This is a genomic window from Streptomyces sp. NPDC007088 (genome assembly GCF_042869355.1).
GTDB lineage: Bacteria > Actinomycetota > Actinomycetes > Streptomycetales > Streptomycetaceae > Streptomyces.
In genome coordinates, this window is sequence record NZ_JBIAFO010000002.1 from 286,610 (window position 1) to 308,944 (window position 22,335).

Sequence of the window (22,335 nt, forward strand, 5' to 3'; positions counted from 1 at the left end):
GCAGCACACCCCGGACCGCGAGGACGCCGGGGGGCGGCCCTCGGAACGTACGGACGACGATGACGCCGCTCCGCGCGCCCGGGAGCGTGAAGGGCGCGAGGGGGCGGACGAGGACACCGGCCTGCTCTCCCCGGTCCGCGCCGGGACGGCCGTCGAGGCGGCCGTGACCGACCGCGCCTGGGTCCGCGCGATGCTCGACGCGGAGACCGCGCTCGTCCGCGCCCAGGCCCGGCTCGGCACCGTGCCCGCCCGTGCCGCCGCGGTGATCGCCGACACCGCCCGCACCGGGCACTTCGACGCGCGCGCCCTCGCCCTGGCCTCGCGGGAGACCGCCAATCCCGTCGTCGGGCTGGTCGCCGCCCTCGCCCGCGCGGTCGCCGACCGCGACCCCGGGGCCGCCGAGTACGTCCACCGCGGCTCGACCAGCCAGGACATCCTCGACACGGCCGCGATGCTCATCGCCCACCGGGCCCTCGGCCCGCTCCTCGCCGACCTCGACCGCACCGTCGACGCGCTCGCCGCGCTCGCCGCCGCCCACCGCGACACAACCCTCGCCGGACGGACCCTCGGCCTGCACGCCGTCCCCACCACCTTCGGCCTCAAGGCCGCCGGCTGGCGCCACGCCCTGCTCGACGCCCGCGACCGTCTCGCCGCGCTGCGCGAAGGGGGCCTGCCCGTCTCGCTCGGCGGCGCCGCCGGGACCCTCGCCGGCTACCTGGAGTACGCCCGCCTGGCGGACCCCGCGACCGACCCCGCCGCCTACGCCGAAGCGCTCACGGACGCCTTCGCCGAGGAGACCGGTCTCGCCCGCCCACTCCTGCCCTGGCACGCGCTGCGCACCCCGCTCGCCGATCTCGCCGCGCACCTCGCGCTGACGGCGGGCACGCTCGGCAAACTCGCCCTCGACGTTCAGCAGCTCAGCCGCACCGAGGTCCGCGAACTCGCCGAACCCGGCCCCGAGGGGCGCGGCGGCTCCTCCGCCATGCCGCACAAACGCAACCCCGTCCTCGCCACCCTCGTACGCACCGCCGCCCTCCAAGTCCCGTCCCTGGCAGGGATACTGGCGCAGTGCCTGCTGAGCGAGGACGAGCGCTCCGCGGGCGCCTGGCACGCCGAGTGGCTGCCGCTGCGCGAATGCCTGCGGCTGACCGGCGGCGCCGCCGCGACCGCCGCCGAACTCGCCGAGGGCCTCGACGTGCGCCCGGCCGCGATGCGCGCCAACCTGGCCCTCACCGGCAGCCAGATCGTCTCCGAACGCCTCGCCGCCGTCCTCGCCCCGCACCTCGGCAAGGCCCCGGCGAAATCCCTCCTCGCCCGCTGCTCCCGCCACGCCGAGGAAACGGGCCGGCCCCTCGCCGGCCTCCTCGCCGAGGAGCCCGCGCTCAAGGACCTGCTCACCCCCGACCGCCTCGCCGGCCTGTGCGACCCGGCCACCTACACGGGAGCGGCGGGCCCCCTCGTCGACCGCGCCCTCACCCGCGCGGCGAAGGGCCCGAGTCCGGCCGCCCACCGGGAGCGCTGAACGGCGTCACGGCTACCGCCCGCCGTGCCTCGCCTGGACGCGCGTACGCGGCGCCCGCCCGCCGAGGACGCCGGGGGAGGGGCGGCGCCCGCCCGCTCCGGAGTCCGGGGCCGCGCCGTCGCCGGGCCCGAAGCCGATGTATCGAGGGGGCCCGAAGCCGCGTGCGCTCTCCAGCAGGTCCGCGAGCCGCGTGCGCTGTCGAGCGGGTCGGCGTAGAAGCGGGGCCGGAGCTACTTCATCGTGCGACCGCCTTGATCGCGTGGGCGATCTCGGGCACCAGCTTCTCGTAGGCCCCGCGCGTCAGATGGATGCCGTCGTCCTCGTACGCCGCCGGCGCGGGTGTTCCGGTTATCGCCCCCACATCCAGTGCGATGCCGCCGGATGCCGTGACCAGCTCGGCCAGAATCCCGCCGAAGCCCCGGATACGGGGGTTGACCTCGTCGGCTGTGCAGGGGGCATAAGCGCGGAGCAGGTCACGCGGCAGAAGGGCGATCCACCGTCCTCCGCTCTCCAGTTCCCGGGACAGGTTCTCGCGGAAGGCCGCCGGGGAACTGCCGTAGGGCGGGTGGCTGTCGCTGCTTCCGATCGACACCACGACGGCCTCGTAGTCCCGCGCTGTCCGGTCGCCGATCTGGTGGCGAAGGGAGCCGGACCACGCGCCCCCCGCGGCTCGGCACTCGACGTCGGCGCCGAACGCTTGCGGCACCAAGTCGGGGAATTCGTCGTACAGGCGAGCGAGATTGCTGTCGCCTACAAGAAGAACCGTCATCTGAGCATCCTCGGGCTGGTCGGTCTCACTGGACGACGGCAGCTTGCCTGTCATACATGACGGCTTCCGTCATGTTTCCTGGGATTCTTGATCACGTGACTTCGGAGCGTTTCTTCTCACTGCTGCTGGCGCTGCAGTCCCGGGAGACCACGACGACCACTGATCTGGCGGCGCGGGTCGGTGTGTCGGTCCGCACCGTCCTGCGAGATCTGCGGTGGCTGCAAGAAGCGGGCTTCCCGCTGCTGATCCGACGAGGCCGTTGGGGCGGGGTGACCCTTCTCCCCGGCGGGGTGCTCGACACGTCACGGCTCACCCCGAGCGAGCGGGACCATCTCGCGCTCCACGGCCTCGACGACAGGCAGCGCGAGCAACTGGGAGCCGCGGCCGACACCCGGCGCGCGCACAAGAAGATGCGGTCGACCCTGCGCCTGCCGGACACCGGCGCGCTGCCCTTGAGCGCGGTCGTGACCACCGACAACAGGCCGTGGTTCGCCGGAGACGCCGAGGGACTGCCTCCGGCAACGCTGGTGGGTGACCTGCGGCGCGGTGTCCGGTTGCGTATCCGCTACCGCCGGTCCGGGGACGTCGAGGCCACCTGGCGGGTCGTCGACCCTTACGGGCTACTGGCCAAAGCCGGGAAGTGGTATCTCGTGGCGGACTCCGCGGCCCGTCCCCGACTTCACGCGCTGGAACGGATCGCCGACTGGGAGCCGATCCGGGAAGCCCGTCGAACGCGTCCGGACGTGACCCTGGAAAGTGTCGCAAGCGAACTGACGGCCAACTGGGAGAACGCGGAGGGCTTCCGGATCGACGCCGAACTCGACGCGAACCAACTGGGCCGAGCGAGGCGCGTCCTCGGCCGCCGCCTGACCGTTCGGGACACCACCGCAACGCAACGCATACGCATCACGGTCACCGCTCGGGACGTGGAGGACGTGCGCCCGCTACTGCAGTTCGGCGACAGCGTCACCGTCACCGGCCCCGCAGAAGCCCGCGAGCACATCCAAGAAATCGCCGCACAGATCCTTCGGGGGTACGCCTGACCGCGCGGCCTCGCGACGGGCCCTGGGCGGATTCGGTGGACGGTTGTCGTGCCCTGGGCCGGGCCGAGGCCGTGCAGACAGACAAGCCCGGGTGTCGCCTCGGGGACACCGCCGGATTCCACCGTTCCGGGTCTTGAGGCGCTGTCGAAGGAACGAGATTCTACTGGTCCGGCGGGGCAGGGTAGTTGGCGTCCGCGTGGACCGGCAGCGGCTCCGGTCGGGGAGGGGCGGCCCGCCGAAGACCGCGAAGTCCCGGCGGACGGTTCCGGTCGGGGAGGTCGTCACCGACGCGCTCCTCGGGGAGCCCGCCGCGCGCCCTTCCACGGATCGGCTCTTCACGATGGGGGAGGGCGAGTCGCTCGACTATCCCCGTGGGAAGACCGAGTGGAACTGCGCCCGCGAGTAGCTCCGGGCGGAGGAGAACGAGGCGGTCGGACGTGAGGGCCGCAAGCCCTTCGGGCTGCCGCACACGGTCACACACGACCTGCGGCACCTCCGCGCTCATCGCGGGCGGGGCGAGCGTCAAGCAGGTGCAGATGGTTCTCGGCCACGTCCGCCGTCGTCACGCTGCGGATCTACGCGCGTCTGTGGCCGGGGGAAGAAGACCGCACCCGGTCCGTGAGGGACGCCGTGCTCGGCGGCCTGCGGGCCGGGTGCGGACAGGTGGCCGGCATGACCAGCGAAATCGCGGGTCAGACGGCCTAACAGAAAGTCACGCCTTCTTGGTCTCCCAGAAGATCTTGTCGATCTGGGCGATCAGGTCGAGCGCCTTCTGGCCGGTGGCCGGGTCGTTCGAGCCCTTGGCCGCGGAGAGCGCCTTCAGGGTGTCGTTGACCAGCTGGTGCAGCTCCGGGTACTTCTCGAAGTGCGGCGGCTTGAAGTAGTCGCTCCACAGGACGGAGACGTGGTGCTTGGCCAGCTCCGCGCGCTGCTCCTTGATGATGATGGCGCGAGTGCGGAAATCGGCGTCCTCGTTGGCCTGGTACTTCTCCTGGACGGCCTTGACTGACTCGGCCTCGATGCGGGCCTGCGCCGGGTCGTACACGCCGCAGGGCAGGTCGCAGTGGGCGCTGACCGTGACCTTGGGGGCAAACAGGCGGGAGAGCATGTGAGCTGTCCTTCCTCGTGATCGTCTTCTCAGGTGGGACATTACTCCGTGGAGAGCCGCTTTTCTCGGGTGCCCCCGGGGGCTTAGGGCAAAAGTCCCGGGTGAGACTGGGACCGGTGGAGGTTGGGGAACGGTGTTGAGCGGTGCGGAGTCTGGGGAGGTGCGCCATGCCTGAGCCGGGCGAGCGGGCGCGAGCGGGGGAGACCGGGGCGCCCTTCGGGGTCGCGGAGGTGCACGGGCCCTCGATGCTGCCGACGCTGCGGCACGGGGACCAGCTTCTGGTGCGTTACGGCGCCCGGGTCCGACCGGGTGACGTGGTGGTCCTGCGCCACCCGTTCCAGCAGGATCTGCTCGTCGTCAAACGCGCCGTCGAGCGCCGGGCGGGCGGCTGGTGGGTGCGGGGGGACAATCCGTACGCCGGGGGCGACAGCACCGACTACGGAACCGTGCCGGGAGAACTGGTCCTGGGGCGGGTCCTGGGGCGGTACCGGCCGCGCGGGGGCGCCCAGGAGGACCGTCCGGTGGCCGGGGGGACGGGCGGTGGGCCCGCCGCGGGCGGGGGACCGCCCGAGGGGGCCCCGGCGGGGTCCGGGTGGTCCGGTGGCGAGGACGGGCCGGCTCAGCGCTCCGCCGGGTCGGCCGCGGGCACCGGCGTGGGCGGGGTGCTCGGCTCCGCCGTCTCGCTCGTGCGCTGGGGGCTGTCCTCCGTGCGTCCCGTGCGCTCCGGGCCGGCGCCCGGGGCCTCGGCCTCCCGGCGTTTGCGGGCGCGGTAGGCGGCCACGTTGGCGCGGGTCGCGCAGCGGTCCGAGCAGTAGCGGCGCGAACGGTTCGTCGAGGTGTCCAGGTAGGCGTTGCGGCAGGGCGCCGCCTGGCACAGACCGAGCCGGTCCACCCCGTACTCGGTGAGGTGGAAGGCGAGGCCCATCGCGGCGATCGCCGCGTAACCGGCGGTGGCGTTCGAGGGGTGCTCCGCGAGGTGCATGTGCCAGCGCGGGTTCCCGGACTCGTCCAGGTACTCGTGCCCCGAGACCTGCGGGCTCACCGGGAACTCCAGGAGCAGGGAGTTCAGCAGGTGCACCGCCTGCTCCTGCTCGCCCCGGTCGGCGGCCTCGAAGACGGCGCGCAGCCGGGCCCGCACGCCCCGGAAGCGTGTGACATCCGCGTCGCCGGCCCGGCGGGCGGCCTGCGTGCTGGAGCCGAACAGCTCCCGTACCGCCTCGACCGAGGTCAGGGAGTCCTTGCGGCGTGCGGGCTCCTCGGTGTTGACCAGGCGCACGGCGTAGTCCGAGTAATAGGCCAGTTCCACTTGTTGTCCTTACCGGGGCGGTCTATCGTGCGTGTGTCGCACGGCGGTAATGGCTGAACTTGTACCGAGGGTATTACGTATCGCCGTGCTGCGCGGTGGGTCGGCTTCGGGGCGCGTACGCCCCGGGTTCCCGGGCGTACGCGCCCGGCTACGGGAGGACGGACATGGGCGGGACGGGGACGGACGCGGCACCGTACGCGACGGACTGGCGGGCCTGGCAGGAGAGCTGGGACCGGCAGCAGGAGTGGTACATGCCCGACCGCGAGGAGCGGTTCCGGGTCATGCTCGACATGACGGAGGCGCTGGCCGGCCCCGCCCCCAGGGTCTTGGACCTCGCGTGCGGCACGGGGAGCATCACGGACCGGGTGCTGCGCCGCTTCCCGGACGCGCGGAGCACCGGAGTCGACCTCGACCCGGCGCTGCTCGCGATCGCCCGGGGCACCTTCGCGGGGGACGAACGGGTCTCCTTCGTGACCGCCGACCTCAAGCGGCCCGAGTGGACGCGTGAGCTGCCGTACGAGACCTACGACGTGGTCCTCACCGCCACCGCCCTGCACTGGCTGCCGAGCGCCGATCTGCGCGCCCTCTACGGGCGGCTTCCCGCGCTCGTGCGGGAGGGCGGGGCCTTCATGAACGCCGACCACATGCCCGACCCCGCCACGCCGAGGATCAACGCCGCCGAACGCGCGCACCGGCACGCGGCCATGGACCGGGCCCGCGCCGCGGGGGCGCTGGACTGGGCGGACTGGTGGCGGACCGCCGCCGCCGACCCGGTGCTCGCCGGGCCCACCGCCGAACGGTTCGCGCTGTACGGGGAGCACGCCGAGGGCGACAGCCTGCCCGTCGGCCGGCACACCGAGATGCTGCGCGCGGCCGGTTTCGCCGAGGCCCGCGCCGTGTGGTCCTCGCCCTCCGACGCGCTGGTGCTCGCCTTGAAGTGAGATCGTGGGCCGAAGTCGCGCGGGGCGGTACGGAATCATCCGCTCCGTATCGCCCCGCACGCGCCGGCCCGGCCCCGCCGTGCTCAGTGGCCCCGCGCCGGGCGGCCGGGACCCGCCCCCTGCCGCCTCACAGGACCTTCGACAGGAAGGCTTTGGTCCGCTCGTGCCGCGGGTCGGTCAGCACCTCGCGCGGGTTGCCGGACTCGACCACCACCCCGCCGTCCATGAAGACCAGCGAGTCGCCGACCTCGCGGGCGAAGCCCATCTCGTGCGTGACCACGATCATCGTCATGCCGGACTCGGCGAGGTCGCGCATCACGTCGAGGACGTCGCCGACCAGCTCCGGGTCGAGCGCCGAGGTCGGCTCGTCGAACAGCATGAGCTTCGGGTCCATCGCGAGGGCCCGCGCGATCGCGACGCGCTGCTGCTGGCCGCCGGAGAGCTGCGAGGGGTAGCTGCCCGCCTTGTCGGCGAGACCGACCCGCTCCAGCAGTTCACCGGCGCGCGCCCGCGCCTGCGCCTTCGGGACGCCCTTGACCTGCGTCGGGGCCTCGATGATGTTCTCCAGCGCGGTCTTGTGCGGGAAGAGGTTGAAGCGCTGGAAGACCATGCCGATGTCCCGGCGGCGCAGGGCGACCTCGCTGTCCTTCAGCTCGTACAGCTTGTCGCCGCGCTGCCGGTAGCCGACCAGTTCCCCCTCGACGTACAGCCGGCCCGCGTTGACCTTCTCCAGGTGGTTGATGCACCGCAGGAAGGTCGACTTGCCCGAGCCGGAGGGGCCGATCAGGCAGAACACCTCGCCCTTGGCCACCTCCAGGTCGATGCCCTTGAGGACGTCCAGGCTGCCGAAGGACTTGTGGACGCCCTCGGCCTTCACCATGGGGGTGCCCGCCGCGTCCGGGGCCCCGGACCGCTTCGTGAGATCACTCATGCCATGCCTCCCGACGGACGGCCCAGCGACAGTACGTTGGCCTTGATCTTCTGGAACGGGGTCGCGGGCAGCGCCCGGCTGGAGCCGCGCGCGTAGTACCGCTCGACGTAGTACTGGCCCACGCTCAGCGCGGAGGTGAGGATCAGGTACCAGGCGGCGGCGACGAACAGCATCTCGACGGGGGCGCCGGAGACCTGCCCGATGTCCTGGGCGGCGCGCAGCAGTTCGGGGTACTGCACCGCCGCGACGAGCGAGGTCGTCTTGAGCATGTTGATGACCTCGTTGCCGGTGGGCGGCACGATGACGCGCATGGCCTGCGGGACGACGATGCGGCGCAGGGTCTTGGAGTGGCTCATGCCGAGCGCCTGGGAGGCCTCCGTCTGGCCCTCGTCCACCGAGAGCAGACCGGCGCGGCAGATCTCCGCCATGTACGCGGCCTCGTTGAGACCGAGCCCGAGCAGCGCGGTGAGCAGCGGGGTCATGAACGAGGACCAGTAGTCCTTGTAGAGCGGCCCGAGGTTGATGTACTCGAAGACCAGGCCCAGGTTGAACCACACCATGAGCTGGACCAGGACCGGGGTGCCCCGGAAGAACCAGATGTAGAACCACGCGATGGACGAGGTCACCGGGTTCTTCGACAGCCGCATCACGGCCAGCAGGATGCCGCCGACGACGCCGATCAGCATGGAGATCACCGTCAGCAGCAGGGTCTTGCCCATGCCGGTGAGGATGCGGTCGTCGAGGAAGTAGTCGGGGACGGCGCCCCAGTTGATCTTCCCCTGCGAGAAGGCGTACACGAGGGACGCCAGGACGGCGAGGGCGACCACGGCGGCTATGTAGCGCCCGAAGTGCCGTACGGGGACGGCCCGGATGGCCTCGGGGCCCGGAGGGGGCGCGTCCTTCGGGCCCGCCTCGGTGGTGATGTCAGACGACACGGATGCTGCCTCTGCCTTTCGACGTCCTCGGGGACGTGCGTCACCCGGGGAGGAGTGGGGAGTGGGGGGGGCGGCCGTACCCGCGACGGCCCGGCGGGACGAGGTGCGAGGCCGGTCCGCGCGCGGCGGCGGGCCTGGTCTCGCGGCGGGGGTGCGGGCCGCCCGACGGGGTGCGGTCCGCGCCGGACCGGGCGGTCGGTATCGGCCGGTGGGGGTGGTGCGGGGCCCCGGGGCCGGGGCCCCGGCCGCTGGGGGCGCGGACGCCGGACGGTCCGCCCGCGCGCCCCGGCCGGTGGCGGTACCGGCTCGGGGGCGCGGGCCCCGGTCACTTGCCGCCGTTGACCTTGGCCTCGGTGACCTTTCCGTCCTCGACGCCCCACTTGGCGATGATCTTGTCGTACTCGCCGTTCTCGATGATCGCGTCGAGCGCGGCCTTGATCGCGTCGCGCACCCGCGTGTTGGACTTCGCGACGGCGATCCCGTACGGGGCGGCCTCGACCTGCTCACCGACGAGTTCGAAGTCCTTGCCGCCGCCCGAGGTCTTCACGGCCCAGGCCGCCACGGGGAAGTCCGAGGAGCCCGCGGCCCCGCCGCCGGCCCGCAGCCGGGTCTGCGCCTCTTGGTCGTTGTCGAAGGACTCGATCGCCAGCTTCTTGCCGGCCGGGCACTTCTTCGCCTGGGCCTTGGCGAGGTCGTGCGAGACGGTGCCGCGCTGGACGACCATCTTCCTGCCGCACAGGTCGTCCCAGGTCTTGATGCCCTGGGTCTTGCCCTTCGGCGTGTAGATCGAGACACCGGCGGTGAAGTAGTCGACGAAGTCGACGCCCTCGCCGACCTTCTTGCCGGTGTCGCCGTCCACGCCGTTCTGCCGGTCGGCGGTGTCGGTCATGGCGGACATGGCGATGTCGTAGCGCTTCGAGCGCAGCCCCGTCAGCAGTGTGTCGAAGGTGCCGTTCTCGAACTCGAACTTCACGCCGAGCTGCTTGCCGAGCGCCACCCCGAGGTCGGGGTCGATCCCGACGACCTTGCCGGACTTGTCCTTGTACTCCACCGGCGGGTAGGCGATGTCCGAACCGACCTTGAGCACGCCCTTGTCGCGGATCTCCTGGGGCAGTTTGTCGGCCAGCGGGGCCGAGGAGACCTTGGAGTCCCCCTTGCCGGAGGCCGCCGGCTTGCTGTCGTCCTTGGTCTGGTCGCCGCAGCCGGCGAGCAGCAGGGCGCCCGCGACCGCGAGCGCGCCGACCGTGGCTGCCCGGGATTTCACGGCGGGGAAGCGGCGCGGGGTGGTTGCGGTCATGGTGGGGTGCCTCCGGCGTGGTCAGGAAAGTGCCGACAAAGGTCACTTCGTACGCGTCTTCGGGTGTCGCGACCCTGTGTGGTTACGGCATCTTGCCATTCGGACGCCAGGATGCACGGCCTCCCCCATGTCAAAATCGGATAACGGGCGGGACGGCCGTTCGGTCCGTCTTGTAACAAGCGCGGCAGTGCGCCCAGTTGATCCCCTCGCGCTGTCCAGTGTTATTCCGGTCATTCTCGGCTCCGGCCTCCTCCCGCGCTTGGCGCGCATACTCCATCTCGCCATGTGGACTTCTTTGGTGCGACTTGTCCGGCCATCGCGCTGTTTGACCGGCCGGAGTGCGCCGCGGTCCTCCCGCCCGGAACCGGTGGGTGCCGCGCGTGCCGCACGGTGTCGCCGGTGGGGCCGCCGGTACCGGTGCGCGGGGTTGCGGCGGGCGGCGAACGGTTTCCGGTCGGCGGTGTGACGCGGCCGTCGCGAATCCGGCTCGTGTGCGGCGGGGGCGATCCGGTAGAAAAGACGGCTACACCCCGCATCCGGGGCTCAGGACGCGCGTGCGGCGCGTCCGCGCGTACGTGCCCGACTTGTGGCCTCCCACCTGCGGAAGCCGGGAACCCCCGACCGGGGGCCCGCGCCGCAAGCGGCGTACGCGGTGCCCGCCCACCCCTGGACCAGGGAGTGGTCACCCTCCGACGACGCAAGTGCAAAGGGGTCATTCTCGTGGCAGTCGAGAACGCCGTTCCGCAGAGCCGGCAGGACACCGGTCCAGCCACTCCCGCTTCTTTCACCACTTCGCGACCGCCGAGTCCCCCGGCCGCCGCGGAAGCGCCCGGCCATCCCGCCTTCGCCCTGCACCGGGGCGGGAAGATGGAGATCCGGTCGACGGTCCCGGTCAAGGACCGGGACGATCTGTCCCTCGCCTACACCCCCGGGGTCGCCGAGGTGTGCTCCGCGATCGCCGAACGGCCGGAACTCGCCCACGAGTACACCTGGACCTCCCAGGTCGTGGCCGTCGTCACGGACGGCACGGCCGTCCTCGGCCTCGGGGACATCGGCCCGGCCGCCTCACTCCCCGTGATGGAGGGCAAGGCGATCCTCTTCAAGCAGTTCGGCGGCGTCGACGCGGTGCCGCTCGCGCTCGACACGACGGACGCCGACGAGATCGTGGAGACCGTCGTCCGGCTCGCGCCCTCCTTCGGCGGCATCAACCTGGAGGACATCGCCGCGCCGCGCTGCTTCGAGATCGAGCGGCGCCTCAAGGAGCGGCTGGACATCCCCGTCTTCCACGACGACCAGCACGGCACCGCCGTCGTGACGCTCGCCGCCCTGCGCAACGCGGCCCGGCTGACCGGACGGGAGCTGAAGGAACTGCGGGCCGTGATCTCCGGGGCCGGGGCGGCCGGGGCGGCCATCGCGAAGTTCCTGCTGGCCGCCGGGATCGGGGACGTCGCGGTCGCCGACCGCAAGGGCGTCCTGAGCACCGACCGCGAGGACCTCACCCCGGTCAAGCGCGAACTGGCCGGACTCACCAACGCGGCGGGCCTCTCCGGCTCCCTGGAGACGGCGCTCGACGGGGCCGACGTGTTCATCGGCGTCTCCGGCGGCACCGTTCCCGAGGCCGCGGTCGCCTCGATGGCCAAGGGCGCCTTCGTGTTCGCCATGGCCAACCCGAACCCGGAGGTCGACCCCGAGATCGCGCACAAGTACGCGGCCGTCGTCGCCACCGGCCGCAGCGACTACCCCAACCAGATCAACAACGTGCTCGCCTTCCCCGGCATCTTCGCCGGGGCGCTGCGGGTGCGGGCCTCGGACATCACCGAGGGCATGAAGATCGCGGCGGCCGAGGCCCTCGCGGGCGTCGTCGGGGACGAACTCGCCGCCGACTACGTCATTCCCTCCCCCTTCGACGAACGCGTCGCCCCCGCCGTGACGGAGGCCGTGGCCCGCGCGGCCCGCGAGGAGGGCGTCGCCCGCCGGGCCTGAACCGGGGTTGTGCTCCCACGCAGCGGCCGGCCGTTGCGCGGGGCGGGGCGCCGCCGGGCACCTGACGGGTGGCCGACGGCGCCCCGCCCCGACGCCGGCCGTCCGTCCGTACGCCGTGCGGCGGGTCACAGGGGTACGCGGTTCCGGTGGCCGGGCGGGCGCCCTAGGGTCGGGCCATGTTCGCTGCCTACGCCGCCAGAATCGACGCCGACCGGCCGCTCAACGGCCTCGAACTCGGCGAACGCCCCGCCCCCGTTGCCCGGGAGGGCTGGTCGACCGTGACCGTCCGGGCCGCCTCGCTCAACCACCACGACCTGTGGTCGCTGCGCGGGGTCGGGCTCGGCGAGAAGCACCTCCCGATGATCCTGGGCTGCGACGCGGCCGGGACCGACGAGCACGGCGACGAGGTCGTCCTGCACTCCGTGATCGGCCAGAGCGGACACGGGGTCGGCTCCGCGGAACGCCGCACCCTGCTCACCGAGAAGTACCAGGGCACCTTCGCCGAGCAGGTCACGGTGCCGACCTGGAACCTGCTGCCCAAACCGGCCGGGCTGAGCTTCGAGGAGGCGGCCTGTCTGCCCACCGCCTGGCTCACCGCGTACCGCATGCTCTTCACCAACGCGGGGGTGCGGCCCGGGGACTCGGTGCTCGTACAGGGCGCGGGCGGCGGCGTGGCCACCGCCGCGATCGTGCTGGGCCGGGCCGCCGGGCTGCGGGTCTACGCCACCAGCCGGGACGCCGCGCGCCGCGTCCGGGCCGTGGAACTCGGCGCCACCGACGCCTTCGAGCCGGGGGCCAGGCTCCCGCACCGCGTCGACGCCGTCATCGAGACCGTGGGCGCCGCCACTTGGTCCCACTCCGTCACGTCGCTGCGCCCGGGGGGCACGCTGGTCATCTCCGGCGCGACGAGTGGCGACCGGCCCGCGCACGCCGAACTCACCCGGATCTTCTTCCTCGAACTGAAGGTCGTCGGATCGACGATGGGCACGAAGGAGGAACTCGCCTCCCTGCTGTCCTTCTGCGAGACGACCGGGGTCCGGCCGGTCATCGACCGCGTCCTGCCCCTGGACCGCGCCCGCGAGGGCTTCGAGCGCCTGGCGGAGGGAGACCAGTTCGGCAAGATCGTGCTGACCGTGTAGGGCTTCGGCCGCCGTTCCGTTTGTCAATGTGGGTTGACGTTCCTTCTGATGTCAACCTACATTGACATGCATGACCGAAGCGACGGAACTCGCCGAACGGGCGGGCGACCGCGATCCAGGGGTCGGGCTGCGCGCTGTCGCCGCGCTGCGCCGGCTGCTGGAACAGCTGGAGTCGGTCCAGGTGCGCAGCGCGCGCGACCGGGGCTGGTCCTGGCAGGAGATCGCCGCCGAACTCGGCGTCAGCAGGCAGGCCGTACACAAGAAGCACGGGAGGCAGTGATGTTCGAGCGTTTCAGCGAGGCCGCGCGGACCGTCGTCCAGGAGGCGGTGGACCTGGCCGTGCGGGCCGGGGCCCGCAGGGTGACCGAGGAGCACCTGCTGCTCGCCCTCCTCGGCCGTGAGTCCACCCGGGCCTCCTTCGCCCTGGCCTCGCTCGGCCTGGAAGGGGAGCGCAGGAAGGCGCTGTACGAGGACCTGGACCGCGCCCGCAGGCGCGGCGGTCTCTCCCGCGAGGACGAGGAGGCCCTGGCCGGTCTCGGGATCGACCTCGACGCGATCGTCTCCCGGGTCGAGGACGAGCACGGGGAGGGCGCGCTCGCGACCGGGGCCGCCCGGCCGGGTCGCGGCCTCCTCGGCGGCAGGCGGGTGCCGTTCTCCCGGGGGGCGAGGAGCGTGCTCGAACGCGCGCTCCGCGAGACCCTGGCCGGCCGCGAGCGGACCCTCGGGGACGAACACCTCCTGCTCGGCCTCCTCTCCCTCTCCGGCCCGGTCCCCGAGGCCCTCGCCCGGCGCGGGGTGACCGGGGACGCGGTGCGGCGAGTGCTGTACGGCGCGGGCGGGGGCGAGGGGGAGGAGCGGCGGGCCGGGTGAGGCGGTACCGGGCCTCGTCCCGGGGCCCGCGCTCCCGTCTCAGTGGCCTTCCGTGCCTCTGGGCGAAGACCCGCTCCCGGCGTTGGTGAGCGGACCCCGTGGACGGGGGCCGTGCCGAGCCGAAGTGCGGAGCACTCCCTCGGGAGCCCGCTCCGGGGTGCGGACCGCCGCCCCGGGAGGCTCCTCCGGGGTGCGGACCGCCGCCTCGGGAGGACGTTCCGGAGGGGGGAGGGCCGTCCCGGCCGGGACGGCCCGTGGGGCCGGGGCGGCGGGGGCGGCGGGACCGGCCGTTGGCCTCGCCACCATCAGGGTCGTCCGCCACAGGGCGCCGTGGCCCAGCGGGCCGAACGGGATGTCCCTCAGCGGGCGGCCCCCCTCAGCAGGGCCCCGATGTGCGCCGCCGCCGTGCCGAGACGGTGCCGCACCTCGTGGAGCTGGTCCTCCGTCACCCCGTGGTCGCGGGCCGCGTCCCTGACGTCGTCACGGAAGCGGTCCAGGAGACGCTCCAGATCCCGCGCCGGATCGTCCGAGGCCGACTCCCGCCGCGCCCACTCCGGCAGCTCGCCGGACGGACCGCCCTCGCCGGGGACCGCCGGGTCCTCCCCGGCCCGGACGGCCCCCCCGGCCGGGGTGTCCTTCCGCAGGTTCGGAGCGGGGGTCGCGGCCGGGCTCCCGCCGGACGCGGCGGGAGGTTCGGGGGAGGGGGAGTGCGTTGTGTGGGACGCGGGACGACCCGCGGCCCAGTCCGACCAGTCGGACCAGGCGCCCAGCCCGCCGCCCTGCCCCTTGTCGAAACGGCCGAACTCCTTGCTCAGTTCGCTCAGGCCCTCGCGCAGACCGGTCGGCCAGTCGCCCCGGCTCACCTGCTCCTGGACCTGACGGGCCACCCGCCGCAGACGCTCCTGCGCCTCCTCGGCCTGGAGGCGGGCGCTGTCCTGCGCCTCCTTCGCCTGGCGGCGTGCGCGCTGGGCCTCCTCGCGGGCCCGGCGGCTCTCGTCCTTCGCCCGCCTGGCCTGCTCCTTCCACTCCTGCTTCGCGCGGCGCAGCTCCTCCCTGGCGGTCCGCCACGCGTCCTTCTCGGCGGCGCTCGGGCCGCGGCCCTGGTCGGCCTCGGCCCCCGCGCGCGCCCGCGAGGCGGCGGCCCGCATCTCGCGGCGCAGATCGCCCGCCGCCCCGCGTACGTCGTCCCGGATCTCGGCGGCCAGTCCGGCGACCGACTCCCGGATCTCCAGCTCCAGATCGGCCAGCTCCCCGCCCCGGTCGGCGAGTTCGGCACGGCCCGCCTCGGTGATCGAGTAGACCTTGCGGCCGCCCTCCGTCGTGTGGGTCACCAGCCCCTCGGACTCCAGTTTCGCGAGCCTCGGGTAGACCGTGCCGGCCGAGGGCGCGTACAGCCCCTGGAAACGCTCCTCCAGCAGCCGGATCACCTCGTACCCGTGCCGGGGCGCCTCGTCGAGCAGTTTCAGCAGGTACAGGCGCAGGCGGCCGTGGGCGAAGACGGGCGGCATCTCAGAGCACCTTCTTGTCGGTCGCGTCGGTCGCGTCGGTCGCGTCGGTCGCGTCGGTCGTGGCAGTCGTGGCAGTCGTGTCGGTGGCTTCGGTGGCTTCGGTGGCTTCGGTGGCTTCGGTGGCCGGGCGGCGCAGCAGCGCCAGGGAGCCGGAGACCGTGGTCGCCTTGAGGCTGCCCTTCCCCGCGCCGAGGCGGCCGGTGATCCGCTTGCTGCCCCACATCCCGCTCACCCGCAGATCCTCGAAGGCGTTGGAGAGGGAGCCGCTCGTGGTGTTCACCTCGACCTCGGCGTCTGCCGGGTGCGGCAGGCGGATCGCGATCTCCCCGGAGACGCTGGTGAGCCGGATGTCGGTGGGGGCCCCGCCCGGGTCCAGGTCCAGGATCATGTCCCCGCTGACCGAGTCGGCCCGCACCGAGGGGCCGCCCCCGTCGACGAGGGTCAGGCCGCCCGAGACCGAGGCGAAGCGCAGGGGGCCGGTCACCGACTGGACCTCGATGCTGCCGGACACCGTCTCGGCGCTGACCTCGCCCTCCGTCCGGGCCAGGGCCGTGTCGCCGGTCACCGCCTTGACGGCCGCGCCCCCGCGCACCCCGGAGACCGTCGCGGAGGCGGTCACCACGCCGACCTCGACGTGCGCCCCGGCCGGTACGACGAGGGAGACCACCGCCCTGCGACGCTGCCGGGTCCTGCGGTCCAGCCACTTCAGGAGGTTCTTCCACTGGAGGTCCTCGTAGGTCACCGTCAGGGTCGAGCCCTCGTGCTCGACGATCAGCGGCGGGCCCTCGATCTCCGACACGTGCAGGCGGGCCGCCTCGCCCTCCGGGCCGTCGAGGGCGTCGGCGCCCACGATGTTGACCGCCCCGCCGACGATGCGCACCCGCACCGTCTCGACCGGTTCCCCGAACGTGAGCTTCCGCGGCTCCGTGACAGACCACTGGGACATGATTGCCTCCCTGCGTGCGTTCTCCCCGGCGCGGGCGGTACGCGCCATATCGCGTTCCACCCTCACCCTCCGAGAAACACGATATAACGCGAACACGGGAAGTCAAGACTGTCGGGAGTCCTCCCGGTTAACGCCCGGTCCGTCCCGGTGCGGTGTCCGCTGCCGGTGCGGGTTGGCCCCGTCGCCGACTCGTAAGGCCCCCGTGCGCGCGCCCACCAGGGCGAACCCGCCTAGCGTGGGGGCATGGTGATGCCCTCCGGCGAGTCCGCCGGCGAAGCGGGAGAGGCGAGCGGCGCCCGCGGCGCCGCCGGCGGAAGCGGTGCGGGCGCGGCCGGAAGTGGTGCGGGCGTGGCCGGAAGCCGTGCGGCCGGACGCGTCGCGGACGCCGCCGACGCGGCCCTCGCCGCCGGGGCCCTCCTGCTGTGCCGGGCCGAGCCCGAGGCCGTCGGCCCCGTCGCCCATCTGCTGCGCGAGCCGATGCTGCTGTGCCCGGTGACCGGGGACGCCGCGCCCACCGGACCGGGCGACCGCTTCGAAGCCCCCGCCTGGAGCGTCCTCGTCCCCGAGAGCAAACCCTGGCTGCACGGCGGCGAACCGGTCGACCGCGTGGTCACCGGCTGGGCCGGCGCGCTGGCCGTGGGCGCCTCCTGGCCGGTGCTCGGGCTGTGGTGGGACGTGGCCCGCAGCGGCTACGTCCTCGCCTCCGGCTTCCGTCGCACCGTCGGCTACGAGTGGCTCGCCGACGGCACCCCGGCGGGGGACCACGAGGCCCTGCGCAGCCTCGTCCTGCGCCTCGGCCTCGATCCGGTCCTTGACCTCCAGGCACTGGAACCGCTCACCGGGCCGGACCCGGCGGCCGACGCCCGCGGCCGGCTGCGCGGACTGCTCGCCGTACTGACCCGGGCCGGGCTGGCCCTGCCCGCGGGGCTCTCTCCCGGCCAGAGCGCCGACCGGCTGCGTTCGGTCGCGGGCGTCCTGCCCGGAGCGGAGCGTGTCTCGTGGTCCGGCTGGCGCGACGCCGTACGGGCGGAACTGGAGGCCGTCGAGAACGGCGCCTTCGGGCCCTGGCTGCGCGGACCCGGCGCCCGCGCGCTCGCCGCCGCCCAGTGCGCGGCGGGGCTGCCCCTGCTCGGCCGGGGGCTGCGGCGGCGCGACCACGGGTGGACCTGCGCGGGCGCCCTGCTCGTCACCCACGGCGCCTTCGCCCTCGTCTACGACCGGATGCGCGCGCGGAGCTGACGGCGGCCCCGTCCGCCCCGTGTCCGGCGGCACCCGTCCGCGCATGTGTACGGAGGGACCGGGGCGCGGCCGGGAACCGGACGGCGGGCCGGGGGCGTCCCCCCGGCGAGAACACCCTCACCGGGTTCCGGTCCCGGGGGACGCGCCCGGGGCGTCAGCCGTGGCCGGCGTGGCCGGTCGCGTCAGTCGTCCTCGTCCTCGTCGTCGAGGCGGGCGAGCCACGTGGCCAGCCGCTCCACCGGGACCTCGAAATCGGGGTTGAGGTCGACGAAGGCGCGCAACTGCTCGGCCAGCCACGCGAGGCTCACCTCCTCCTCGCCCCGCCGCTTCTCCAGCTCCTCGATGCCGCGATCGGTGAAATACATGGGTCGTGCTCCAAACGGTGATGAGGTGGTACCGGAGGTGCGGGCGGCGGTCAGGGGCCCGGAGAGAAGGATAGGCGGGGCCCGCCCGACGCGGCCTCTCGCGGGGACCACGGAAGAGGGACTACGCTGCTCTGCCCCGCGCGCCGCACGGGGAGGCGGGGAGACGGGGGGAGAGTCATGGGTGATCCACGGCACGGAGCCAGGGGAGCGCTCCCCTGGGGCGCGAGGACCGCGCGGGCGCACGCCGGAGTGGCCGCGATCGTGCCCCGTACGCCGCCGCGCACCCGCACGAGCGGTGAGGGCGGAACCCCCGCCCCCACCCGCCGGAGCGAGACCGTCCGCCGCGCCCGGGAGGGCGGAACCGGCCGCCCGGCCCGCCTTGGCGGGCCGGTGTCCCGGACCCGGCGGGGCGGTGGGCCGCTCCCGCGCGCCACCGCGCCCGGCGCACCCACACCCCGCGCCCGCGCGCGGGCCGGCACGGGGGAGAGCACATGATCATGGCGTCGCCCGGCGCGGGACCGGCCGAGAACCCGGACGCCTGGCGGGCTCTGGAGAATCTGACGAAGGCGGCCACCGTCCGCATCCACCTGCCGTGGGCCGGGTATAGCCCCACTGATCCGTTCGATGAGGTCGAGACCTTCCTGGGAAGCGGCTTCTTCGCCGCGCCCAACTGGGTCCTCACCTGCGCGCACGTCCTCTACCACGAGGACACGGGCCGGTACTTCGGGAAGGGGGAGCAGGTGACCGTCGTGCACGCGCCCGCCCCCGACGCCGCCCCCGTCGCCCTGCGCGCCGAGGTCGCCGCCGTCCTCCCCGAGGTGCGGGGGGTGCCCGCCGCGGGCTGGCCCGTACCCGACCTCGCCCTCGTGCGGCTGCTGGAGCCGAGCGCGCACGCGAGCGTCTTCCTGTCCGACCGGCCCGCCGTCACCTGGGCCGACGGCCGGGGCCTGTTCCACACCGGCTGGGTCAACAACGGCGGGGTCCTCGACCGGATCGACGGCCGGGCCACCGTGACCGGGGGGATGGGCTGGAGCGGCGGCGGGAGCACGGGCGGGCTGCTGCGGCTGGGCGGCGACAGCTTCATCGCGGGCGCCTCCGGGAGCCCCGTCGTCGACCTCGTGCGCGGGGAGGTCGTCGCCGTCGTCAAGTCCCGCCTCGTGGCGGGCAACAGCGGCTCGGCCGTGGACATCGCCCACCTGCGCCGCGGCCTGCCGGTCCCCGGCCTCCGGCTGCCCCGGAAGCCGGAGGACGGCGCCGAGCACGACCGGACCGGGCCCGGACAGCCCCCGCGCGCCACCGGCCACCCCCGCGCCGGACGGACCCACCCCCTCGGGCTGACCGCGCCGGACGCCGACGTCCGCGCCGTACCCGAGGCGCGCCGGGCCCCCGGGGCGCGGCCGCTGCCCCCGCACGGCGCGGAAGCCGGCCGGGAGGCGGTCGGGGCGGTCCCGGCCGCCGTGGTGCCGCAACCGCCGCAGGCCGGGGCGGGCGGGTCGCGGGCCGCGGACCCCGAGGCCGGTACGGACACCCTGAACGGGGCCGGTCGCGCCGAGGCCGCGAACGGCGCCCCGGAGGACCTCGCGCCGTGGGCGGAGGACCTCGCGGACCCGTGGGGCCGTGGCGGGGCCGAGGACCTGTACCAGACGCTGTGCTCCGAGCACGACCGGCACCAGAGCGACCGTCAGGGGGTGGCGGAGTGGACGTGGACCGATGTGCAGCGGCACCTGCGCCCCGCCTCCAGTCTCGACCTCCAGCCCGCCGAACGGGTCAAGCTGCTCGGACTGCTCGCCGAGATCCCGCCGCCCACCAGCGTCGCCGCCCTCGCCGAGGTGCTGCACACCGTCTCCGAGGGGCAACTGGGCACCGAGGAGGAATGGTTCGCGCCGCGCGGCTGGCGGGACGGGCTCGGGACACTGCACGGACGCGAGGGCACCGCGCACCAGCAACTGGGCCTCTACCTCCGCTACGTCGACGCGGTGCTCGGCGCCGACCGGCCGGCCGCCGCCCGCGACAGCTCACGCGCCGAACGCGCACTGTGGGCCTGGGCCTGGGCGAAGACGGAGGAGCTGGCGCCCGCCGAGCGCGGCGAACGCCGGCGGGCCCTGGAGCACCGGCGCCGCCTGCTGTCCCGCCCCAGGCCGGTGCGCGCTCCGCGCGCGGCGCGCCGGGCCGTACTGCTGCGGCTCTTCCCGCGCGGCTGGCAGGCCGGCACCTACGACTGGCAGCTGTGCCTGGAGGAGGCCGTGCCCGAGGAGGACCGGGGGCCGGGCGCCCCCGAGGGCGCGTACCCGGCCGAGCCGCTCGTGCGCACGCTGGGCGAGGACCAGTGGGGCGTCCCGCTGGAGAGCCTGCCCACCGCCCTCGCGGAGCCGCTGGCCGAGGCGTTCCGGCGCTGCGACGAACCCGGCGCGAGCGCCGTCCTGCACGTCGCCCTGCCCCGCGACCTGCTGGGCCTGGAGGTGGACGGCTGGCACATCGGGCACGAGGGCAGGACGCTCGGCGAGGAGCGGCCCGTCGTCGTCCGCTGCGCCGACCGGGCCTGGCCCGGGGAGCCCGGCGCCGAGGCGGCCGACGCGCGCCGCTGGCAGGCCCTCCACCCGGCGGCGCGGGACGAGGGGATCGCCCCCGAGATCATCGACTGCGTGGACGACCGGCCGGTGCCCTTCGACGGCCCCGGACAGCTCGCCGCCACCCACGACAACCACGTCCCGGTGCTGTGCCGTTACTGGCACGTGGAGCACGCCGACTCGGTGACGGGCCTGTCGAGCCTCGTCGACGCGGGCTACCGGGTCGTCGTGTGGCGTAGGAGGGGCGACCCGGCCGACGGCGCGCGGCCGGGGCGGGCGTACGGCAACGTGTGCACCGGCTTCCACGGGCAGGCCCCGGGCGAGCTGGGCGCGGCCCACAGCGCGGGTCACCTGCCGTACCTCGTGCACCGGTGGCGGGCGGACGTCGCCGCCGGGGTCGGCGGTGTCTTCTGGACACAGGGCCTCGCTCTGCTGTATGACCCCCCGCGCGCCCTCAACGAGATGCTGCCCGCCCTGTGAAAGCCCCTGACGCGGTGCCGCCCCGCTCGCTACCGTTTGCCGCGGGAGGCCCGAGCCGGGGAGGGGCGCGGCGGGACGGACAGCGCGAAGGCGGCGCTCCGGGGGGCCGGGCGCCACGGCCCCCGGGCCGCCGCTCCACCGGGTCCCGGGCCTCTGGGAACGCCGCCGACCAGCCGAGTCCCCGAACACGGTGAAGGCCGAACGGGACGGAAGACCGACGATCAGCGACCTGCCCGCGCAGCCGGGAGACGAGCGACGAGGGAAGCCGAGAATGAGCGAAACCAGTGTGGCCGGCGGCAACGACGCCGGTGTGTCCGGGGAATGGCTCATCTACCGGGGGGCGGGGGAACGGCACGACGGCATAGGGCGGCTCCCCGCGCCGCCGCCCTGGCGCGACTTCAGGCGCCGCGCGCAGGACGGCGCCGGGACGGACGGGCGCGGACTCGACACCCGCGCCTCGCAGCACGCCGACGGCCGGGCGGCGACCGGTGAGGCCGAGAGCCGTCGGCTGGGCGCCTACCGCGACCAGGCCGCCTCGCTGCGCCCCGGAGCGGAGGAGCTGGAGGTCATCAACGCCGCGCTGTACCTGCGCCGTCCGCTCCTGGTGACCGGCGGCCCCGGGGTCGGCAAGAGCTCCCTCGCGCACTCCGTCGCCGACGAACTGGGCCTCGGCGAGGTCCTGCGCTGGCCGATCGTCTCGCGCACCACGCTCCAGGACGGCCTCTACCACTACGACGCCATCGCCCGCCTCCAGGACGTGCAGATCGCCGCGCACGCCGCCGGGGCCGCGGCCGGCAGCCCCGGATCGGTCGAGAGCATCGGCGACTACATCCGGCTCGGCCCGCTCGGCACTGCCCTGCTGCCCTCCACGACGCCCCGCGTCCTGCTCGTCGACGAACTCGACAAGAGCGACATCGACCTGCCCAACGACCTCCTGAACATCCTGGAGGAGGGCGAGTTCTCCATCCCCGAGCTGGAGCGCATCGCCGACCGGCTGCCCGACCGCACGGCGAGGGTGCTGACCTCGGACGGGCGCAAGGTCGAGGTCAGGGACGGGAAGGTGCGCTGCGGCGCCTTCCCCTTCGTCGTCCTCACGAGCAACGAGGAACGCGACTTCCCCGCCCCGCTGATGCGCCGCTGCATCCACCTCGAACTCGGCCGGCCCGACCACGAACGGCTCGCCAACTTCGTCCGCGCCCACCTCGGGCGCGACCAGGAGCGCACCGCCGACGACCTCATCACCCGCTTCCTCGAACGCTCGCGCACCGAACTGCTCGCCGCGGACCAGCTGCTGAACGCCATTCACCTCACCGGTTCGGCCCCCGGCCTCGACCGGGAGCGGCTCGCCGACCTCCTCATCCAGCGACTCGACCGGCCGAGGTGACC

General features: G+C 74.1%; 18 protein-coding genes and 3 pseudogenes. 12 read left to right on the forward strand and 9 right to left on the reverse strand.

Features of this window, described 5'->3' with window-relative positions; genetic code table 11:
* The first annotated feature begins 121 nt into the window (after positions 1-121).
* The gene (gene pcaB / locus ACFYMP_RS04375) at positions 122-1,522 is read left to right on the forward strand and encodes a 3-carboxy-cis,cis-muconate cycloisomerase (protein ID WP_388850992.1); all 1,401 of its coding nucleotides are present in this window, start codon (positions 122-124) and stop codon (positions 1,520-1,522) included.
* A gap of 235 nt (positions 1,523-1,757) precedes the next feature.
* Here pcaB and ACFYMP_RS04380 read toward each other — a convergent pair whose 3' ends face one another.
* The gene (locus tag ACFYMP_RS04380) at positions 1,758-2,291 is read right to left on the reverse strand and encodes an SGNH/GDSL hydrolase family protein (RefSeq protein WP_388850295.1); all 534 of its coding nucleotides are present in this window, start codon (positions 2,289-2,291) and stop codon (positions 1,758-1,760) included.
* Positions 2,292-2,386: 95 nt separating this feature from the next.
* Here ACFYMP_RS04380 and ACFYMP_RS04385 point away from each other — a divergent pair, with 95 nt between their 5' ends.
* Positions 2,387-3,334 carry a helix-turn-helix transcriptional regulator gene (locus ACFYMP_RS04385; RefSeq protein ID WP_388850298.1) on the forward strand — a complete coding sequence of 316 codons (948 nt, stop codon included), beginning with the start codon at positions 2,387-2,389 and terminating at the stop codon, positions 3,332-3,334.
* 190 nt (positions 3,335-3,524) lie between these two features.
* Positions 3,525-4,039 (forward strand): annotated as a pseudogene (locus tag ACFYMP_RS04390) (tyrosine-type recombinase/integrase); the annotation flags it as partial.
* A gap of 7 nt (positions 4,040-4,046) precedes the next feature.
* On the opposite strand, the gene sodN reads toward ACFYMP_RS04390, so the two are convergent.
* Positions 4,047-4,442, reverse strand: coding sequence for a superoxide dismutase, Ni (gene sodN / locus ACFYMP_RS04395; RefSeq protein WP_363148504.1), 396 nt, complete (start codon positions 4,440-4,442; stop codon positions 4,047-4,049).
* Positions 4,443-4,609: 167 nt separating this feature from the next.
* On the opposite strand from sodN, the pseudogene sodX reads away from it, so the two are divergent.
* Positions 4,610-4,909, forward strand: a pseudogene (gene sodX / locus ACFYMP_RS04400) (nickel-type superoxide dismutase maturation protease); the annotation flags it as partial.
* Positions 4,910-5,061: 152 nt separating this feature from the next.
* Here sodX and ACFYMP_RS04405 read toward each other — a convergent pair.
* Positions 5,062-5,748 carry a CGNR zinc finger domain-containing protein gene (locus ACFYMP_RS04405; RefSeq protein WP_388850301.1) on the reverse strand — a complete coding sequence of 229 codons (687 nt, stop codon included), beginning with the start codon at positions 5,746-5,748 and terminating at the stop codon, positions 5,062-5,064.
* A 164-nt stretch (positions 5,749-5,912) separates the two neighbouring features.
* On the opposite strand from ACFYMP_RS04405, the gene ACFYMP_RS04410 reads away from it, so the two are divergent.
* On the forward strand, positions 5,913-6,689 hold the full coding sequence (locus ACFYMP_RS04410) for a class I SAM-dependent methyltransferase (protein WP_388850304.1): 777 nt from the start codon (positions 5,913-5,915) through the stop codon (positions 6,687-6,689).
* Between the two features lie 127 nt (positions 6,690-6,816).
* Here the strand turns inward: ACFYMP_RS04410 and ACFYMP_RS04415 are convergent, their stop codons facing one another.
* The 3 genes from ACFYMP_RS04415 to ACFYMP_RS04425 form a co-directional block, all read right to left on the reverse strand.
* Positions 6,817-7,620: an amino acid ABC transporter ATP-binding protein gene (locus ACFYMP_RS04415; protein WP_388850307.1), complete on the reverse strand. Its 804-nt coding sequence runs from the start codon at positions 7,618-7,620 to the stop codon at positions 6,817-6,819.
* Positions 7,617-8,555: an amino acid ABC transporter permease gene (locus tag ACFYMP_RS04420; protein WP_388850310.1), complete on the reverse strand. Its 939-nt coding sequence runs from the start codon at positions 8,553-8,555 to the stop codon at positions 7,617-7,619. The genes ACFYMP_RS04415 and ACFYMP_RS04420 overlap by 4 nt, the downstream gene beginning before the upstream one ends.
* A gap of 325 nt (positions 8,556-8,880) precedes the next feature.
* Positions 8,881-9,852, reverse strand: a complete 972-nt coding sequence (locus ACFYMP_RS04425; RefSeq protein WP_388850313.1) for an ABC transporter substrate-binding protein — start codon at positions 9,850-9,852, stop codon at positions 8,881-8,883.
* An 837-nt stretch (positions 9,853-10,689) separates the two neighbouring features.
* On the opposite strand from ACFYMP_RS04425, the pseudogene ACFYMP_RS04430 reads away from it, so the two are divergent.
* From ACFYMP_RS04430 to ACFYMP_RS04445, 4 genes and pseudogenes are all read left to right on the forward strand, one after another.
* Positions 10,690-11,835: pseudogene (locus tag ACFYMP_RS04430) on the forward strand (NADP-dependent malic enzyme); the annotation flags it as partial.
* Between the two features lie 176 nt (positions 11,836-12,011).
* Complete coding sequence (locus ACFYMP_RS04435; protein WP_388850315.1) at positions 12,012-12,974, forward strand: zinc-binding dehydrogenase; 963 nt, start codon at positions 12,012-12,014, stop codon at positions 12,972-12,974.
* A gap of 70 nt (positions 12,975-13,044) precedes the next feature.
* Positions 13,045-13,254 (forward strand): helix-turn-helix domain-containing protein, encoded by a 210-nt coding sequence (locus ACFYMP_RS04440; protein WP_388850318.1) that lies wholly within the window; start codon positions 13,045-13,047, stop codon positions 13,252-13,254.
* Complete coding sequence (locus ACFYMP_RS04445) at positions 13,254-13,844, forward strand: Clp protease N-terminal domain-containing protein (RefSeq protein ID WP_388850321.1); 591 nt, start codon at positions 13,254-13,256, stop codon at positions 13,842-13,844. The genes ACFYMP_RS04440 and ACFYMP_RS04445 overlap by 1 nt, the downstream gene beginning before the upstream one ends.
* 359 nt (positions 13,845-14,203) lie before the next feature.
* Here the strand turns inward: ACFYMP_RS04445 and ACFYMP_RS04450 are convergent, their stop codons facing one another.
* Both ACFYMP_RS04450 and ACFYMP_RS04455 read right to left on the reverse strand, forming a co-directional pair.
* Positions 14,204-15,352, reverse strand: coding sequence for a helix-turn-helix transcriptional regulator (locus ACFYMP_RS04450; RefSeq protein WP_388850324.1), 1,149 nt, complete (start codon positions 15,350-15,352; stop codon positions 14,204-14,206).
* A gap of 1 nt (position 15,353) precedes the next feature.
* Entirely contained in the window at positions 15,354-16,298 is a 945-nt protein-coding gene (locus ACFYMP_RS04455; protein ID WP_388850327.1) for a DUF4097 domain-containing protein, read from the reverse strand.
* A 243-nt stretch (positions 16,299-16,541) separates the two neighbouring features.
* On the opposite strand from ACFYMP_RS04455, the gene ACFYMP_RS04460 reads away from it, so the two are divergent.
* The gene (locus tag ACFYMP_RS04460) at positions 16,542-17,537 is read left to right on the forward strand and encodes a hypothetical protein (protein WP_388850330.1); all 996 of its coding nucleotides are present in this window, start codon (positions 16,542-16,544) and stop codon (positions 17,535-17,537) included.
* A gap of 182 nt (positions 17,538-17,719) precedes the next feature.
* On the opposite strand, the gene ACFYMP_RS04465 is transcribed toward ACFYMP_RS04460, so the two are convergent.
* Positions 17,720-17,902, reverse strand: a complete 183-nt coding sequence (locus ACFYMP_RS04465) for a DUF6104 family protein (RefSeq protein ID WP_388850333.1) — start codon at positions 17,900-17,902, stop codon at positions 17,720-17,722.
* A 491-nt stretch (positions 17,903-18,393) separates the two neighbouring features.
* Here ACFYMP_RS04465 and ACFYMP_RS04470 point away from each other — a divergent pair, with 491 nt between their 5' ends.
* Together ACFYMP_RS04470 and ACFYMP_RS04475 are read left to right on the forward strand one after the other, a co-directional pair.
* Positions 18,394-20,949, forward strand: a complete 2,556-nt coding sequence (locus ACFYMP_RS04470) for a trypsin-like peptidase domain-containing protein (RefSeq protein ID WP_388850336.1) — start codon at positions 18,394-18,396, stop codon at positions 20,947-20,949.
* Between the two features lie 271 nt (positions 20,950-21,220).
* Positions 21,221-22,333: an AAA family ATPase gene (locus ACFYMP_RS04475; protein WP_388850339.1), complete on the forward strand. Its 1,113-nt coding sequence runs from the start codon at positions 21,221-21,223 to the stop codon at positions 22,331-22,333.
* Positions 22,334-22,335 lie beyond the last annotated feature (2 nt).